Annotated in this window: 15 protein-coding genes; 1 reads left to right on the top strand and 14 read right to left on the bottom strand. The window is 71.5% G+C overall.

Annotated features, from left to right (window positions below):
* Positions 1-9: 9 nt before the first annotated feature.
* The 5 genes from carB to pyrR are packed head-to-tail and all read right to left on the bottom strand — an operon-like array spanning position 10 to position 7,288.
* Entirely contained in the window at positions 10-3,354 is a 3,345-nt protein-coding gene (gene carB / locus O7624_RS05270; protein ID WP_282239151.1) for a carbamoyl-phosphate synthase large subunit, read from the bottom strand.
* Entirely contained in the window at positions 3,347-4,510 is a 1,164-nt protein-coding gene (gene carA / locus O7624_RS05275) for a glutamine-hydrolyzing carbamoyl-phosphate synthase small subunit (RefSeq protein WP_282239152.1), read from the bottom strand. The genes carB and carA overlap by 8 nt, the downstream gene beginning before the upstream one ends.
* Positions 4,507-5,784 (bottom strand): dihydroorotase, encoded by a 1,278-nt coding sequence (locus O7624_RS05280; RefSeq protein ID WP_282239153.1) that lies wholly within the window; start codon positions 5,782-5,784, stop codon positions 4,507-4,509. The genes carA and O7624_RS05280 overlap by 4 nt, the downstream gene beginning before the upstream one ends.
* Positions 5,781-6,707, bottom strand: coding sequence for an aspartate carbamoyltransferase catalytic subunit (locus tag O7624_RS05285; RefSeq protein WP_093404346.1), 927 nt, complete (start codon positions 6,705-6,707; stop codon positions 5,781-5,783). The genes O7624_RS05280 and O7624_RS05285 overlap by 4 nt, the downstream gene beginning before the upstream one ends.
* Positions 6,704-7,288 (bottom strand): bifunctional pyr operon transcriptional regulator/uracil phosphoribosyltransferase PyrR, encoded by a 585-nt coding sequence (gene pyrR / locus O7624_RS05290; RefSeq protein WP_093404350.1) that lies wholly within the window; start codon positions 7,286-7,288, stop codon positions 6,704-6,706. The genes O7624_RS05285 and pyrR overlap by 4 nt, the downstream gene beginning before the upstream one ends.
* Positions 7,289-7,603: 315 nt before the next feature.
* On the opposite strand from pyrR, the gene O7624_RS05295 reads away from it, so the two are divergent.
* A complete protein-coding gene (locus O7624_RS05295; protein ID WP_007458348.1) occupies positions 7,604-8,092 on the top strand; it encodes a transcriptional regulator in 489 nt (162 codons plus the stop codon).
* A gap of 71 nt (positions 8,093-8,163) precedes the next feature.
* Here O7624_RS05295 and nusB read toward each other — a convergent pair whose 3' ends face one another.
* The 9 genes from nusB to O7624_RS05340 all read right to left on the bottom strand — a co-directional run bounded on the left by nusB (position 8,164) and on the right by O7624_RS05340 (position 15,194).
* Positions 8,164-8,574: a transcription antitermination factor NusB gene (nusB, locus tag O7624_RS05300; RefSeq protein ID WP_170863437.1), complete on the bottom strand. Its 411-nt coding sequence runs from the start codon at positions 8,572-8,574 to the stop codon at positions 8,164-8,166.
* Positions 8,575-8,597: 23 nt separating this feature from the next.
* The gene (efp, locus tag O7624_RS05305; RefSeq protein WP_093404355.1) at positions 8,598-9,155 is read right to left on the bottom strand and encodes an elongation factor P; all 558 of its coding nucleotides are present in this window, start codon (positions 9,153-9,155) and stop codon (positions 8,598-8,600) included.
* A gap of 520 nt (positions 9,156-9,675) precedes the next feature.
* Positions 9,676-10,116: a type II 3-dehydroquinate dehydratase gene (gene aroQ / locus O7624_RS05310; RefSeq protein ID WP_282240544.1), complete on the bottom strand. Its 441-nt coding sequence runs from the start codon at positions 10,114-10,116 to the stop codon at positions 9,676-9,678.
* 2 nt (positions 10,117-10,118) lie between these two features.
* Positions 10,119-11,195, bottom strand: coding sequence for a 3-dehydroquinate synthase (gene aroB, locus O7624_RS05315; protein WP_282239154.1), 1,077 nt, complete (start codon positions 11,193-11,195; stop codon positions 10,119-10,121).
* Positions 11,196-11,290: 95 nt separating this feature from the next.
* Positions 11,291-11,806, bottom strand: coding sequence for a shikimate kinase (locus O7624_RS05320; RefSeq protein WP_282239155.1), 516 nt, complete (start codon positions 11,804-11,806; stop codon positions 11,291-11,293).
* The gene (gene aroC, locus O7624_RS05325) at positions 11,803-12,981 is read right to left on the bottom strand and encodes a chorismate synthase (RefSeq protein ID WP_282239156.1); all 1,179 of its coding nucleotides are present in this window, start codon (positions 12,979-12,981) and stop codon (positions 11,803-11,805) included. Before aroC ends, O7624_RS05320 begins: the two co-directional genes overlap by 4 nt.
* 118 nt (positions 12,982-13,099) lie before the next feature.
* Positions 13,100-14,020, bottom strand: a complete 921-nt coding sequence (locus tag O7624_RS05330) for a glycosyltransferase family 2 protein (protein ID WP_282239157.1) — start codon at positions 14,018-14,020, stop codon at positions 13,100-13,102.
* Positions 14,017-14,634, bottom strand: a complete 618-nt coding sequence (locus O7624_RS05335) for a glycosyltransferase (protein ID WP_282240545.1) — start codon at positions 14,632-14,634, stop codon at positions 14,017-14,019. The genes O7624_RS05330 and O7624_RS05335 overlap by 4 nt, the downstream gene beginning before the upstream one ends.
* 77 nt (positions 14,635-14,711) lie before the next feature.
* Positions 14,712-15,194, bottom strand: coding sequence for a UDP-N-acetylglucosamine--LPS N-acetylglucosamine transferase (locus O7624_RS05340; RefSeq protein ID WP_282239158.1), 483 nt, complete (start codon positions 15,192-15,194; stop codon positions 14,712-14,714).
* Between the last annotated feature and the right edge of the window lie 15 nt (positions 15,195-15,209).

The raw sequence follows: 15,209 nt of genomic DNA on the forward strand, positions 1-15,209 counted from the left end.
GGTGGGGGGTCACTGGGCGGACCGGAGGGTGGCGTGGAGGGCCTGGAGGGGGCGTACCTGCATGTCGCCGCGGATCCTCGCCTCGATTCCCATGACCGCGGCGGCGGCGCCGGGGACGGTGGTGACGCAGGGGATGTCGGCGGTGACCGCGGCGCTGCGGATCTCGTAACCGTCCGAGCGGGCGCTGGCACCCGAACCCTGTGGCGTGTTGATCACAAGAGCGACGTGGCCACCGAGGATCAACGACACCGCGTCGTCCTCGGAATCGGCCTCATAGTGCTTCGGGACCTGCTCGCAGGCGATGCCGTGCCGGCGCAGCACCTCGGCGGTACCGCTGGTCGCGACGATGTCGAAGCCGAGATCGGCCAGCCGCTTGATCGGGAAGATCATGCCGCGCTTGTCGCGGTTGGCCACCGAGACGAAGATCCTGCCCTCGGTCGGCAGCGACCCGTACGCCGCCGACTGCGACTTGGCGAAGGCGTGCCCGAAGGCGGTGTCGATCCCCATCACCTCGCCTGTCGACTTCATCTCCGGGCCGAGCAGCGAATCCACCCCCTTACCCGCCGGGGTACGGAACCGCTTGAACGGCAGCACCGCCTCCTTCACCGCGATCGGGGCGTCCGGCGGCAGCGAACCACCGTCCCCGGTCGTCGGCAACATGCCCTCGGCGCGCAACTCGGCCAGGGTCGCGCCGAGCGCGATCCGGGCCGCCGCCTTCGCCAGCGGCACCGCCGTGGCCTTCGAGACGAACGGCACGGTACGCGAGGCGCGCGGGTTGGCCTCCAGCACGTACAGCGCGTCGTCCTTCAGCGCGTACTGCACGTTGAGCAGTCCGCGTACGCCGATGCCCCGCGCGATGGCCTCGGTGTACCGGCGGACCTGGGCCACGTGCGAACTGGCCAGGGTGATCGGCGGCAGGGCGCAGGAGGAGTCGCCGGAGTGGATGCCCGCCTCCTCGATGTGCTCCATGATCCCGCCGAGGTAGACCGCGCCGTCGGCGTCGCAGAGCGCGTCCACGTCGATCTCGATGGCATCGTCGAGGAAACTGTCGACAAGCACCGGATGGTCCGGCGAGATGTCGGTGGCCCGGCCGATGTAGTCGCGCAGCGTGGCGTCGTCGTAGACGATCTCCATGCCCCGCCCGCCGAGCACGTACGACGGCCGGACCAGCACCGGGTAGCCGATCTCGTCGGCGATCTCCTTCGCCTCCTCGTACGAGGTGGCGGTGCCGTGGTCCGGCGCGCGCAGGCCGGCCCGGGCCAGCAGCGATCCGAAGGCGCCGCGTTCCTCGGCCAGGTGGATCGACTCCGGTGAGGTACCCACCACCGGCACCCCGGCGTCCTTGAGTCGCTGGGCCAGTCCGAGCGGGGTCTGCCCACCCAGCTGCACGATCACGCCGACCACGCCCGGCCCGCCGACGGACCGGCCGGAGGAGTCCTCCGCGTGCCAGACCTCAAGCACGTCCTCGAAGGTCAGCGGCTCGAAGTAGAGCCGGTCGGCGGTGTCGTAGTCGGTGGAGACGGTCTCCGGATTGCAGTTGACCATGACGGTCTCGTAGGACCCCTTCAGGGCCATGACCGCGTGCACGCAGGAGTAGTCGAACTCGATGCCCTGCCCGATCCGGTTCGGTCCGGAACCCAGGATCAGCACCTTGGGCCGCGCCGAGCCGGCCACCTCCGTCTCCTCGTCATAAGCGGAGTAGTGGTACGGGGTGGTGGCCTCGAACTCCGCGGCGCAGGTGTCCACCGTCTTGTAGACCGGCCGGAGGCCGAGGCGGTGCCGCAGCGTACGGACCCCGTCCTCGGCGGCCAGTTCGGGACGCAGCGCGGCCAGCTGCCGGTCGGAGAGGCCGGCCCGCTTCGCCCGGCGCAGCAGCTCCGCGTCCAGCACCGGCGCCGCCACGATCTCCGCACGCAACTCGACCAGGGCGGCGATCTGGTCCAGGAACCACGGGTCGATACCGCCGGAGGCGGCGCTGACCTCGGCGATCGAGGCACCGAGCCGCAACGCCCGCTCCACCGTGTAGAGCCGTCCGTCGTGCGGCATGCCCAGCGCGGCGAGGGTGTTCTCCTTCGTCGCCCCGACCGGGTCGGGCACGGTCCAGAAGCCGGCGGCCTTGGTCTCCATCGAGCGCATCGCCTTGTTCAGCGCCTCGGGGAAGTTGCGCCCGAGGCTCATCGCCTCGCCGACCGACTTCATCGTGGTGGTCAGCTCCGGGTCCGCGCCGGGGAACTTCTCGAACGCGAACCGGGGGATCTTCACCACCACGTAGTCAAGCGTCGGCTCGAACGCGGCCGGCGTCTTGCGGGTGATGTCGTTGGGGATCTCGTCGAGGGTGTAGCCGATGGCCAGCTTCGCGGCGATCTTCGCGATCGGGAAGCCGGTCGCCTTCGACGCCAGCGCCGACGAGCGGGACACCCGCGGGTTCATCTCGATGACGACGATGCGACCGTCGGCCGGGTTCACCGCGAACTGGATGTTGCAGCCACCGGTGTCCACGCCGACCTCGCGCAGCACCGCGATGCCCAGATCCCGCAGGTGCTGGTACTCCCGGTCGGTGAGCGTCATGGCCGGCGCCACGGTCACGCTGTCACCGGTGTGCACGCCCATCGGGTCGAGGTTCTCGATCGAGCAGACCACCACCACGTTGTCGTGGCGGTCCCGCATGAGTTCGAGTTCGTACTCCTTCCAGCCGAGCACGCTCTCCTCGATGAGCACCTCGTGCACCGGACTGGCAGCCAGCCCGGCGCCCGCGATGCGCTCCAGGTCGGCGTCGGTGTGCGCCATGCCCGAGCCGAGACCACCCATGGTGAACGACGGCCGGATCACCACCGGCAGGCCCAGCTCGGCCACCGTCTCGCGGACCTCGTCCATCGAGTGGCAGACCCGCGAACGCGGCACCAGGCTCGCCGGATCCTCGACGCCGAGGCGTACGCCGGCCTTCGCCACGATCTCCTTGAACAGCTGCCGGTCCTCGCCGCGCCGGATCGCGTCGATGTTCGCGCCGATCAGCTCGACGCCGTACTTCTCCAGCACCCCGGCCTCGTGCAACGCCACGGCGGTGTTCAGGGCGGTCTGCCCACCCAGGGTGGGCAGCACCGCGTCCGGACGCTCCTTGGCGATGACCAGCTCGACGAACTCCGGGGTGATCGGCTCGACGTAGGTGGCGTCGGCGAACTCCGGGTCGGTCATGATGGTGGCCGGGTTGGAGTTGACCAGGCTGACCCGGATCCCCTCGGCGCGCAGCACCCGGCACGCCTGAGTACCCGAGTAGTCGAACTCGCAGGCCTGTCCGATGACGATCGGTCCCGACCCGATCACCAGGATGTGCTTGAGATCGGTCCGCTTAGGCATTGGTACGCCCCCCACTGAGAGCCCGGCCGTCGATCAGCTCGGCGAAGCGGTCGAAGAGATAGTCCGCGTCGTGCGGGCCGGCCGCCGCCTCCGGGTGGTACTGAACGGTGAAGGCGGGCACGTCGCGCGCCCGCAGCCCCTCGACCACGTTGTCGTTGAGGCAGACGTGCGACACCTGGACGCCGCCGAACTCGGTCTCGATCACCTGGTCCGGCACCACCGCGCCCGGCCGTGCCCCGGGCACCTGCACCGCGAAGCCGTGGTTGTGGCTGGTCACCTCGACCTTGCCGGTGACCCGGTCGAGCACCGGCTGGTTGATGCCCCGGTGGCCGTAGCCGAGCTTGTAGGTGCCGAAGCCGAGCGCCCGGCCGAGGATCTGGCTGCCGAAGCAGATGCCGAACAGCGGCACCTCGCGGCGCAGCACCTCGCGGGCCAGCGCGACCGGCGCGTCGGCGGTCGCCGGGTCACCGGGGCCCGGTGAGAAGAAGACCGCGTCGGCGCCGGTGGCCAGCAGGTCCTCGATTGTCGAGTGGGCCGGCAGCACGTGGGTGGTCACGCCCCGCGCGGCGAGCCGGCGCGGCACGTTGCGCTTGATGCCCAGGTCCAGCGCGGCCACCGTGAACCGGTGCTCGCCCTCGGCGTCGACCACGTACGGCGTCGCGGTCGTCACCTCGGCGGAGAGGTCCGCGCCGAGCATCTGCGGCGACTGGCGGACCCGTTCGAGCAGCGCCCGGGGATCGTCCTCGACGCTGGAGACGCCCACCCGCATCGCGCCACGTTCGCGCAGGTGACGGGTGAGGGCCCGGGTGTCCACGCCGCTGATGCCGACCACGCCCTCGGTGGCCAGCCGGTCCTCCAGCCCGCCGGTGGCCCGCCAGTTGGAGCTGATCCTGGCCGGGTCACGCACCACGTAACCGGCCACCCAGATCCGGCGTGACTCGTCGTCGGAGGTGTTGACGCCGGTGTTACCGATGTGCGGAGCGGTCTGCACCACCACCTGACGGTGGTACGACGGGTCGGTGAGCGTCTCCTGGTAACCGGTCATCCCGGTGTTGAAGACCGCCTCGCCGAAGGTCTCCCCGACGCTGCCGTACGCCTCGCCGTGGAAGGTGCGCCCGTCCTCCAGGACGAGAATCGCTGGACGCCTACGACTCACTTGACTGCCTTTCCGTCCAGGACCGTCGCCTCGCCACGCAGGAAGGTCGCCACGATGCGACCCGGCAGCGTCATCCGGGCGTACGGGGTGTTGCGACTACGGCTGGCCAGTTCCGCCGGCTCGATCACCCGACGGGCCGCCGGGTCGACCAGGGTGAGGGTGGCCGGCGCGCCGGGGGCCGGGTCGTGGCCGTGCTCGGTGAGCCCGGCGATCCGGGCCGGCGTACGGGACATCCGCTCGGCGATCAGGTCCCACTGCGGACCCAGCACGTCGAGCGCGATGGACAGCGCCGTCTCCAGCCCGAGCATGCCCGGCCGGGCGTACGCCCACTCGCACTCCTTGTCCTCCACCGCGTGCGGGGCGTGGTCGGTGGCGATGATGTCGATCACCCCGTCGACAAGCGCCGCCCGCAGCGCGGCGATGTCGGTCGCGGTACGCAGCGGCGGGTTGACCTTGAACACGGGGTCGTAGGTCTCGGCACGTGTGTCGGTGAGCAGCAGGTGATGCGGGGTCACCTCAGCGGTGACGCGTACCCCCCGGGCCTTGGCGTGGCGCAGCACCTCGACGCTGCCGGCGGTGGAGACGTGGCAGATGTGCAGCCGGCTGCCGACGTGCTCGGCCAGCAGCACGTCCCGCGCGATGATCGCCTCCTCGGCGACCGCCGGCCAACCGGTCAGGCCCAGCCGGGTGGAAACCTCACCCTCGTGCATCTGCGCGCCCTCGGTGAGCCGGGGCTCCTCGGCGTGCTGGGCGATGATGCCGTCGAACGCCTTCACGTACTCCAGCGCACGGCGCATCAGCCGGGGGTCGGCGACGCAGTGCCCGTCGTCGGAGAAGATCCGCACCCGGGCCGCCGACTCGGCCATCGCGCCGAGTTCGGCCAGCCGCTCCCCGGCCAGGCCGACGGTGACCGCGCCGATCGGCTGCACGTCGACCAGCCCGGCCTCGCGGCCGAGCCGCCACACCTGCTCGACCACGCCCGCGGTGTCGGCCACCGGCGAGGTGTTCGCCATCGCGCAGACCGCGGTGTAGCCGCCGAGCGCCGCCGCCCGGGAACCGGTCTCGACCGTCTCGGCGTCCTCCCGGCCGGGCTCACGCAGGTGGGTGTGCAGGTCGACCAGGCCGGGCAGGGCGACCAGCCCGTCGGCGTCGATCACGGTGGCGTCCGGCGCGGACAGCCCCGCGCCGGTCTCGGCGACGACGCCGTCGCGGATCAGCAGGTCGGTCGGTGCGGCGCCGAGGACGCTGACGTTCCTGATCAGGTACGAGTTCACCGGTTGTTCCCCCCGAGCAGCAGGTAGAGGACGGCCATCCGGACGGAGACACCGTTGGCGACCTGTTCGACGATGGTGGAGCGGGGCGAGTCCGCGACCTCCGGCGTGATCTCCATGCCCCGGTTCATCGGGCCGGGATGCATGACGATGGCGTGCTCCGGCAGCCGGCCCATCCGCGGCCCGTCCAGGCCGTAGCGGCGGGCGTACTCGCGGGCGGACGGGAAGTACGAGTCGTTCATCCGCTCCCGCTGCACCCGCAGCATCATCACCACGTCCGACGAGGGCAGCACCGCGTCGAGGTCGTAGCAGACGTCGGTGCCCGGCGCGAGAGCGGCGGCGATGTCGACCGGGATGAGCGTGGGTGGCCCGACCAGGGTCACCTTGGCGCCGAGGGTGGACAGCAGCAGCACGTTGGAACGGGCCACCCGGGAGTGCAGCACGTCACCGACCACCGCCACCGACAGGCCGGCCAGGCGGCCCAGCCGGGACCGCATCGTGTACGCGTCGAGCAGCGCCTGGGTGGGGTGCTCGTGGGTGCCGTCGCCGGCGTTGACCACCGAACCGTCGACCCAGTCGGCGAGGCGGTGCGGAGCCCCCGAGGCGGGGTGCCGGACCACCACCGCGTCGGCCCCCATCGCCTGCAGGGTCAGCGCGGTGTCCTTCAGGCTCTCGCCCTTGGCGACGCTGGAACCCTTCGCCGAGAAGTTGATCACGTCGGCGCTGAGCCGTTTGGCCGCCGCCTCGAACGAGATCCGGGTGCGGGTCGAGTCCTCGTAGAAGAGATTCACCACGGTCCTGCCCCGCAGCGCGGGCAGCTTCTTGACCTCGCGACCGGCCACCGCGGCCATCTCGGCGGCGGTGTCCAGGATCTGGGTGGCGGTGTCGGCGTCAAGGTCGGCGCCGGAAAGCAGGTGCCTGATCATCGGGCCTCCTCCCCGTAGAGCCGGACCTCGTCCGTGCCGTCGGTCTCGACCAGCGTCACCTTGACACTCTCGGCCAGGGCGGTCGGGATGTTCTTGCCGACGTAGTCGGCGCGGATCGGTAGCTGCCGGTGCCCCCGGTCGACCAGGACGGCGAGTTGCACCGAAGCGGGCCGCCCAAGGTCACCGAGCGCGTCGAGGGCCGCCCGGACGGTCCGGCCGGAGAAGAGGACATCGTCGACGAGGACCACCCGCTTGCCGTCGATGCCACCGGCCGGCAACTGGGTGGGGCCGACCGCCCGGGTGGCGTTCCGGCGCAGGTCGTCGCGGTAGAGAGTGATGTCGAGCACGCCGACCGGCACGGAAATACCCTCGAAGGCGCTGATCCGGGCGGCGAGCCGGCTGGCGAGGGGGGCACCCCGGGTGGGGATACCGAGCAGCACGGTGTCAGCCGCGCCCTGGGTCTTCTCGAGGATCTGGTGAGCGATGCGGTCGACCACGCGTTGCAGGTCGGCGCTGGTCAATATCACCTTCACCGAGGGTTGTCGCGGCGGCGACGACGGGGCAGCCGATGGGTAGGCCACGGCGGACCTCCTTCCCCGCCTCACGGGACGGGTCGTTAAAGGACGTCGGATCCTCCCGGCCGGCCGGGAGTGGCCGGCGCAGGGGCTTCGGCAACGTTACCAGTGGTCGTCGCCGCCTCGACGCGCGGGCACCAGCTACGACGGCGTCACCCGTCGCCGTTGGCTGACTGGCCAGTCAGCCAGGCGAAACGGGACAACTCACCCGGGGTACACAACGGGAAGATCGCGACCACTTGACCACGTGTACGAATCCCCGTACCGTCACGCTCCGTAGCGAATCGCTGGGAGAACCCGAGCAGCACTGGGAGTGTCCGAATGCCCTCTGAATACGCCAAGTCTCTGGGCGCCCGCCTGCGCTCCATCCGCCAGCAGCAGGGCCTGTCCCTGCAGGGGGTGGAGGAGAAGTCGAACGGGCGTTGGAAGGCGGTTGTGGTCGGCTCGTACGAGCGCGGCGACCGGGCCGTCACGGTGTCCCGTCTGGCCGAGCTGGCCGAGTTCTACCGCGTGCCGGTCTCGGAGTTGCTGCCCGACGGCAGCGGGGTACGACACGAACCCACCAGCAAGATCGTTCTGGACCTGGAGCGCCTCTACGACGAGGCCAGCGAGGATCTCGCCTACGTGGCCCGCTACGCGCGCGCCATCCAGCAGCAGCGCGGCGACTACAACGGCCGGGTGCTGTCGATCCGCGCCGACGACCTGCGCGCCCTCGCGATCGTCTACGACGCCTCACCGTCCGGCCTGATCGAGCGGCTGACCGAGCACGGCGTACTTGTCGCCGACCCCCGGGCGTTCTTCGCCTCCTGAGATTCGACCACGCGAAAGGGCCCGTGCCGTCCGGCACGGGCCCTTTCGTCCTTTCGTCGCTTCCGCCCACCTCAACGGGTGGCGTACTCGGCGATCCGGCCGAGCAGACCGTTGAGGAAGCGGGGCGAGTCGTCGGTCGACATCTGCCGGGCCAGCTCCACCGCCTCGCTGATCGCCACCGCGTCATCGATCTCGTCGAGATACAACAGCTCGTAGACTGCGATCCGGGCCAGGTTGCGGTCGACCACAGGCATCCGGTCCAGCGTCCAGCCCTCGGCGTAGCTGGAGATCAGCTCGTCGATCCGGTCCAGGTGCCCGGCCACCCCCTCGACCAGGCCGACCGCGTACCCGAGGTGGTCGGGACGCGGCTTCTCGATCCGCTCGACATAGCCGGCCAGCACCTCGACCGGCGGACGATCACGCAGGTCGGCCTCGAAGAGCACGTCCAACGCCCGCTTGCGCGCCTTGCGACGCGCCGGCATCTGCTGCTTCGGACCCTCGGACATCAGGCGCGGCCGAGGTAACGGCCGTCGCGGGTGTCGACCTTGATCTTCTCGCCGGTGGTGACGAAGAGCGGCACCTGAACGGTCGCGCCCGTCTCCACCGTCGCTGGCTTGTTGCCACCGGTGGACCGGTCGCCCTGCAGGCCCGGCTCCGTGTAGGTGACCTCCAGCACGACCGAGGTCGGCAGCTCGACGTAGAGCGGCACGCCCTCGTGGGTGGCCACGATCGCCTCGGCTTCGGGCAGCAGGTAGTTGGCTGCCTCGCCGACCGTCCCGCCCATAACCGTGATCTGGTCGAACGTCTCCATGTCCATGAAGACGTAGTCCTCGCCGTCGGCGTAGAGATACTGCATCGTGCGCTTGTCGACGGTCGCGGTCTCAACCTTGGTGCCCGCGTTGAAGGTCTTGTCGACCACCTTGCCGGAGAGCACGTTCTTCAGCGTGGTACGCACAAACGCACCACCCTTACCGGGCTTGACGTGCTGGAACTCGACGACGGACCAGAGCTCTCCGTCGAGGTTGAGTACCAGGCCGTTCTTCAGGTCGTTGGTGGTGGCCATTTCCTGCCTTGATCATCATTTGGCGGACAGACCTGGCAAGTCTACTAGCCGCCACGCGACCCGCCGACCGCCGTCGGCCGCCCGCCAAAGTCCACCGCCGGTCGAGAGGTCCAGCCCGGCTCGGCCTGCCAGCATGCGGCGTACTGAACCCGCCTGTGCAGCACTGTCAGTGACACTCCGCCCCACCCCCGACTTATCAACCCGCTCCCTTTGCTCTGCTTCAACCCACGCAACAGTCACTGTCGGTGGCGACAACACCGTGCGCCGTCGCCAACGTGCTCGCGAAAGTGCTGGTCAGCCGCTAGTGCGTGGGTTGAAGCAGAGCAAAGGGTGGAAGGGGTTGCTGGGCGGGGGCGGTGGCTGCTCACTGAGGGTAGATGTCACCAAAAGTAGTTTGCGGCCATGAATGAGGTGCAGCCGAGCCGTCAGCCGACCTCGCCAGCAGCTCGGAGGCCGAACGGTCCGGTCGCCAGCCGGCTCGAGACGTCAGGCGGCTCGGGACGTCAGGCGGCTCGGGACGTCAGGCGCTCTGGTCGCGGCGGTTGGCCAGGTGGTGCAGGGCGAGGCGGTAGCCGTCGACGCCGAGCCCGCAGATCACGCCGGTCGCCACCGCCGAGACGACGGAGTGGTGACGGAACTCCTCCCGCGCGTGGATGTTGGAGATGTGCACCTCCACCAGCGGCCCACGCAGCATCGCGCAGGCGTCCCGCACCGCGATCGAGTAGTGCGACCAGGCCGCCGGGTTGAGCACCACGGCGGCGCCCTCGTCGGCGGCGGTGTGCAGCCAGCCGAGCAACTCATGCTCGGCGTCGGTCTGCCGCACGACGACGTCGAGGCCCAGGTCCCGCCCGGTGGTCTCGCAGAGTTCCACCAGATCGGCGTAGCTGGTCACCCCGTAGACGTCGACCTGGCGGGTACCCAGCCGGCCCAGGTTCGGCCCGTTCAGCACGTACACCCGCATGGTCATCGGGACACCGCGGCGTAGGCGGTGTGCAGCAAATCGTCGTCCGGGCCGTCGAGGATCGCCGGTCGGGCCAGCCCGTCGAGCACCACGAAACGCAGCCGACTGCCCCGGGCCTTCTTGTCGACCCGCATGGTGGCCAGCAGGCGAGGCCACGCGTCGGCGGCGTAACCCGTCGGCAGATCGAGCGCCGTCAGCACCGCCCGATGCCGCGACGCGGTGGCCGCGTCCAACCTGCCGGCGAGGCGGGCCAGCTCGGCGGCGTACACCAGGCCGACCGACACCGCGTGCCCATGCCGCCAGCGGTAACCCTCGACCTTCTCGATCGCGTGGGCCAGCGTGTGCCCGTAGTTGAGCACCTCCCGTACGCCCGACTCACGCAGGTCTCCCGCGACCACGTCGGCCTTGACCCGGATGGCCCGCTCGATCAGCTCCCGGGTGACCGGCCCGGCGGGGTCGGTCGCGGCGGCCGGGTCGGCCTCGACCAGGTCGAGGATGACCGGATCAGCGATGAACCCGCACTTGACCACCTCGGCCAGGCCGGCGGCCAGATCGGCCGGCGGGAGGCTGTCCAGCGTGGCCAGGTCGGCCAGCACGCAGACCGGCGGGTGGAAGGCACCCACGAGATTCTTGCCGGTGGCGGTGTTGATCCCGGTCTTGCCACCCACCGCCGCGTCGACCATGCCGAGCAACGAGGTGGCCACCGGCACCCACCGCACCCCGCGCAGCCAACACGCCGCCACGAAGCCGGCCAGGTCGGTGACCGCGCCGCCACCGATGCCGACCACCGCGTCGGTACGGGTGAAGCCCGCCTCGCCGAGCCGGTCCCAGCACTGCGCCGCCACATCGACGTGCTTGCTGGCCTCGGCGTCGGGCACCTCGATCGGCAGGGGGGTCACGCCGGCCGCGGCCAGGCCGACGCCTACCGCGTCGGCCAACTCCTTCAGGGGCGGCGCATACAGCACCGCGACCTTGGCGGCGTCGGGCAGCAGGCCAGGCAGCGCATCGAGCAGGTCGCGGCCGACCAGCACGTCGTACGGCCGTTCGCCACCGACCGGGATCCGGGTCACCTCGTCCATCGCCGGGAGCCTAGCCCACCCACCGCCGATCCGACCCGCGCCGCCACCGGCTGCCCGAGGGTTGGAACAACCTCAGTCCGGCGGGCCCCCACCCCTTACGGCTTCAGCAGGGCGGCGATCTCGGTGACGATCTCCTCGGGGGTGCGGCCGTCGGTGACCACGGTGGCGGTGGCGACCTCGGCGTACAGCGGTCGGCGCTGGTCCATCAGATGTTTGAGAGTGGCCCGGGGGTTGATCGCCAGCAGCGGCCGGCCGGCGCCGAGGCCGACCCGTTTGACCGCGTCCGGCAGCTCGACGGAGAGGTGCACCACCCGGTGACCGACAAGTGCGGCCCGGTTCTCCTCGGCCAGCACCGCGCCGCCGCCGAGGGCGAGCACCCCGGAGCAGGAGGCCAGCGCCGCGGCCAGCGCCGCCCGTTCGAGGGTACGGAAGTGCGCCTCCCCCTCGTCGACGAAGATCTCCGGGATCGGCTTGCCCGCCAGGCGCTCGATGTCGGTGTCGGTGTCGCGGAACTCGACACCGAGCGCTTCCGCCAGGCCCTGCCCGACGGTGGTCTTACCCGAACCGGGCGCGCCGACCAGCACGCAGACCGGCCGGGTCGGACCGGTCACCGGATCACCAGCGCGTCGAGGTAGCCGGCCAGGTTGCGGCGCATCTCGGCGACCGAGTCACCGCCGAACTTCTCCACCGCCGCCTCCGCCAGCACCAGCGCCACCATCGCCTCGGCGACCACGGCGGCGGCCGGCACCGCGCAGACGTCGGAGCGCTGGTTGATGGCGGTGGCCGGCTCACCTGTGGTGACGTCCACCGTCGCGAGGGCCCGGTTCAACGAGGAGATCGGCTTCATCGCCGCCTTCACCCGCAGCGGCTCACCCGTGGTGATGCCGCCCTCCAGGCCGCCGGCCCGGTCGGTGACCCGCCGCACGCCGGTGGCGGTGGGCATGATCTCGTCGTGCGCCTCGGAACCCCGGGACCGGGCCTGCTGCCAGCCGTCGCCGATCTCCACACCCTTGATCGCCTGAATCGACATCAAGGCGGTGGCCAGCCGGGCGTCGAGCTTACGGTCCCACTGCACGTGGCTGCCCAGACCCGGCGGTACGCCGTACGCCAACACCTCGACCACGCCGCCGAGGGTGTCGGCCGCCTTCTTCGCGGCGTCGACCTCGGCGACCATCCGGGCGCTGGCATCCGGGTCGAGGCAGCGCAACGGGTCGGCGTCGATCCGCTCGGCGTCCTCCGGGCGGGGCCGCAGCCCCGGCTTGACGGCGACCGGACCCAGTTCCACCACGTGCGAGACGATCTCGATACCGAGCGCCTGCCGCACCAACGCCTTGGCCACCGTGCCGACGGCGACCCGGGCGGCGGTCTCCCGCGCGCTGGCCCGCTCCAGGATCGGCCGGGCGTCGGTGTGGCCGTACTTCTGCATGCCGGCCAGGTCGGCGTGGCCGGGTCGGGGCCGGGTCAGCGGCGCGTTGCGGGCCTGCCGGGCCAACTCGTCGGGGTCGACCGGGTCGGCGGCCATCACCGTGCGCCACTTGGGCCACTCGGAGTTCCCGACCCGAATGGCGACCGGGCTGCCCAGGGTCACCCCGTGCCGCAGGCCGCCGACGATCTCGATCTCGTCCTGCTCGAACGCCATCCGGGCGCCCCGGCCGTAGCCGAGCCGGCGGCGGGCCAACTCTCCGGCGATCTCGGTGGAGGTCACCTCGACACCGGCCGGCACCCCCTCCAGCAACGCGACGAGAGCGGGTCCGTGCGATTCCCCTGCGGTCAACCAGCGCAACACAGCCCTGAGTCTGTCACGCCCGGTGTCCGCCGCCCCGCGCCGCCCGCCGTGTCCCGCCCTACGGACGCGGCGGCCGCGACCCGGCGCGGGCGGCGGAGGCAGACGGCACAGCGGGCGGTCAGATGCCCCGGCCGCGTCGGTGCAGGGTGCGCAGCACCGTGTCGGCGCGCACCACCCGCCCGGCGACCGCCAAGGCCAGGTACGCCCGGGGTTCGCGTGGGTTGCGCCGGATGGTCCGCCGGGCCCAGCGCACCGCGCCCCGGGAGTCTCCCGACGCGGCGCGGGCGAAGGCGATCTGCCCGGTGACCCGGGCCTGCCCCGCCGGTTGGCTGGCGAACTCGGGGTAGCGGTCCAGCAGCCACTGCAGCGCCTCGGAGATGGTGTCCCACCGCTGGGCGAAGTACGACCGTTTGTGCCAGCGCACCACCACGTACGGGGTGCGCAGGTTGACAAGTGGTGCGCTGCGGGCGGCCCGGAGCAGGAACTCGTAGTCCTCGGCGTAGCTGCCCGGGATCTCCTCGTCGACGAGCCCGAACCCGTCCCGCAACGCCGCCGCCCGGATCACGAAGGTCGACGGGTGCAGTTCGGTCATCCGGTCACGCAGCAACTCGGCCAGGCTGATCGAGTCGCGGTCCAGCACCCGCTCAACGGTGTGCCCGTCGTAGCTGACCCGGATGCCGCAGCTGACGAACTCGGCGCCCGGCACGGCGGCCAGCGCCTCGGTCTGGGCGCGCAGCTTGCCGGGCAGCCACTCGTCGTCGTCGTCGCAGAAGGCGACCAGTTCACCGGAGGCGGCAAGGGTGCCCGTGTTGCGGGCACCGGCCAGGCCGGGCGTGCGCGCGTTGGTGATGACCCGCACCGGCCGGTCCGGCGCGGACAGCTCCGCCAGCGTCGGGTCCGGTTCGGACTGGTCGTAGACGACGACCACCTCGACCGGCCCCGGGTAGTCCTGGGCGACGATGGCCCGTACCGCGGCCCGCAGCAGCTCCGGCCGGTCGCGGGTGGGCACCACGGCGCTCACGCTCGGGTACGGGGTCACGGCTTCCGCCTTCCGTTCGGGCCGGGTCCGCGCCACGGCCGCCACCAGGGTCGGTGGTGCCGCTGCGCGGCGGCGGCCACCAGGTCTTCGACGATCACTCCCACCCGTCGCACCGCGGCGCGTCGCCCGTCGGCCGCACCGGCGTCCACGGCGACGGTGAACCGGGCCCGGTCAGCGAGACCGGCGGCCAGCGTGTCCAGCAACTCCTGCCGCGACTCGCAGAGCGCCACCAGGCCGGCCGCGCCGAGCCGGCGGGCGAACAACAGCTGATGGTCGTCGACATGCTCGCCCCGGGTCGGATCGCGGGGCACCACGATCGGCAGGTGCCCGTGCCGGCGGGCCTCCAGGATGGTGGCCGGCCCGCCGTGGCAGACCACCAGGTCGGCCCCGGCCATCGCCGCCTGCAACTCGGCGTGGCCGAGGAACGGCACCGCGTCGGGCAGGTCATCCGCCCGGGTGTGGCCGTGCTGCACGGTCAACCGAACCTCACCGGCAACCTCGTCGTGCCACTCGCGCAGCCAGTCGACCAGCCGGTCGAACGGATGTTTGTCGGTGCCGACGGCCACCAGCACCCGCGGCCGGCCGTCGGTGCGCGGCTCGCGCGGCTCCGGCACGCGTACCGTCGGCTCCTCGGGGGCCGGGCGGGGCCGCACCGGCGTGGCCCGGTGCCCGTCGCCGGGCGCGTCGCCGCTCACAGCAGCGTCCCCACGACTGTGGCCTCCGGGTACTGGCGGCGCTGCTCCTCCCACTGCACGAGCATCGCCGACAGGAACGGGCGGCACAGCCGGGCGGTCAGCGTCGGTGTGTCGATCCGGTCGTAGACCTCGATGTAGACGGTCGGGATGCGGCGCAGCCGGGCGAACACGACGAACGGCACCGCCACGCCCGCGCCGGTGGTGACCACCGCGGCGACCCGCCGCCGACGCAGCACCCGGCCGGCCAGCCACGCGTTGCGCAGCAGGTTGCCCAGGTGGCGGGTGGTGGGATGGTACGCCGGAACGACGTCCTCCCCGGCCAGCAGCGACAGCGCCTCGGGCGTGTCGAAGGTGACCCAGCACCGTCGCCAGGTTTCGTACCAGGGCCGCAGGGCGAGCAACTGCGCCAGGTGCCCTCCGCTCGACCCGACCAGCAGCAGCACCGGCTGCTGGTCGGCTCCTTCGTTTGTGTTGTCCACGCGACTCCCCACAAG

Source organism: Verrucosispora sp. WMMD1129 (genome assembly GCF_029581255.1).
GTDB classification, from domain to species: Bacteria; Actinomycetota; Actinomycetes; order Mycobacteriales; family Micromonosporaceae; genus Micromonospora; species Micromonospora sediminimaris.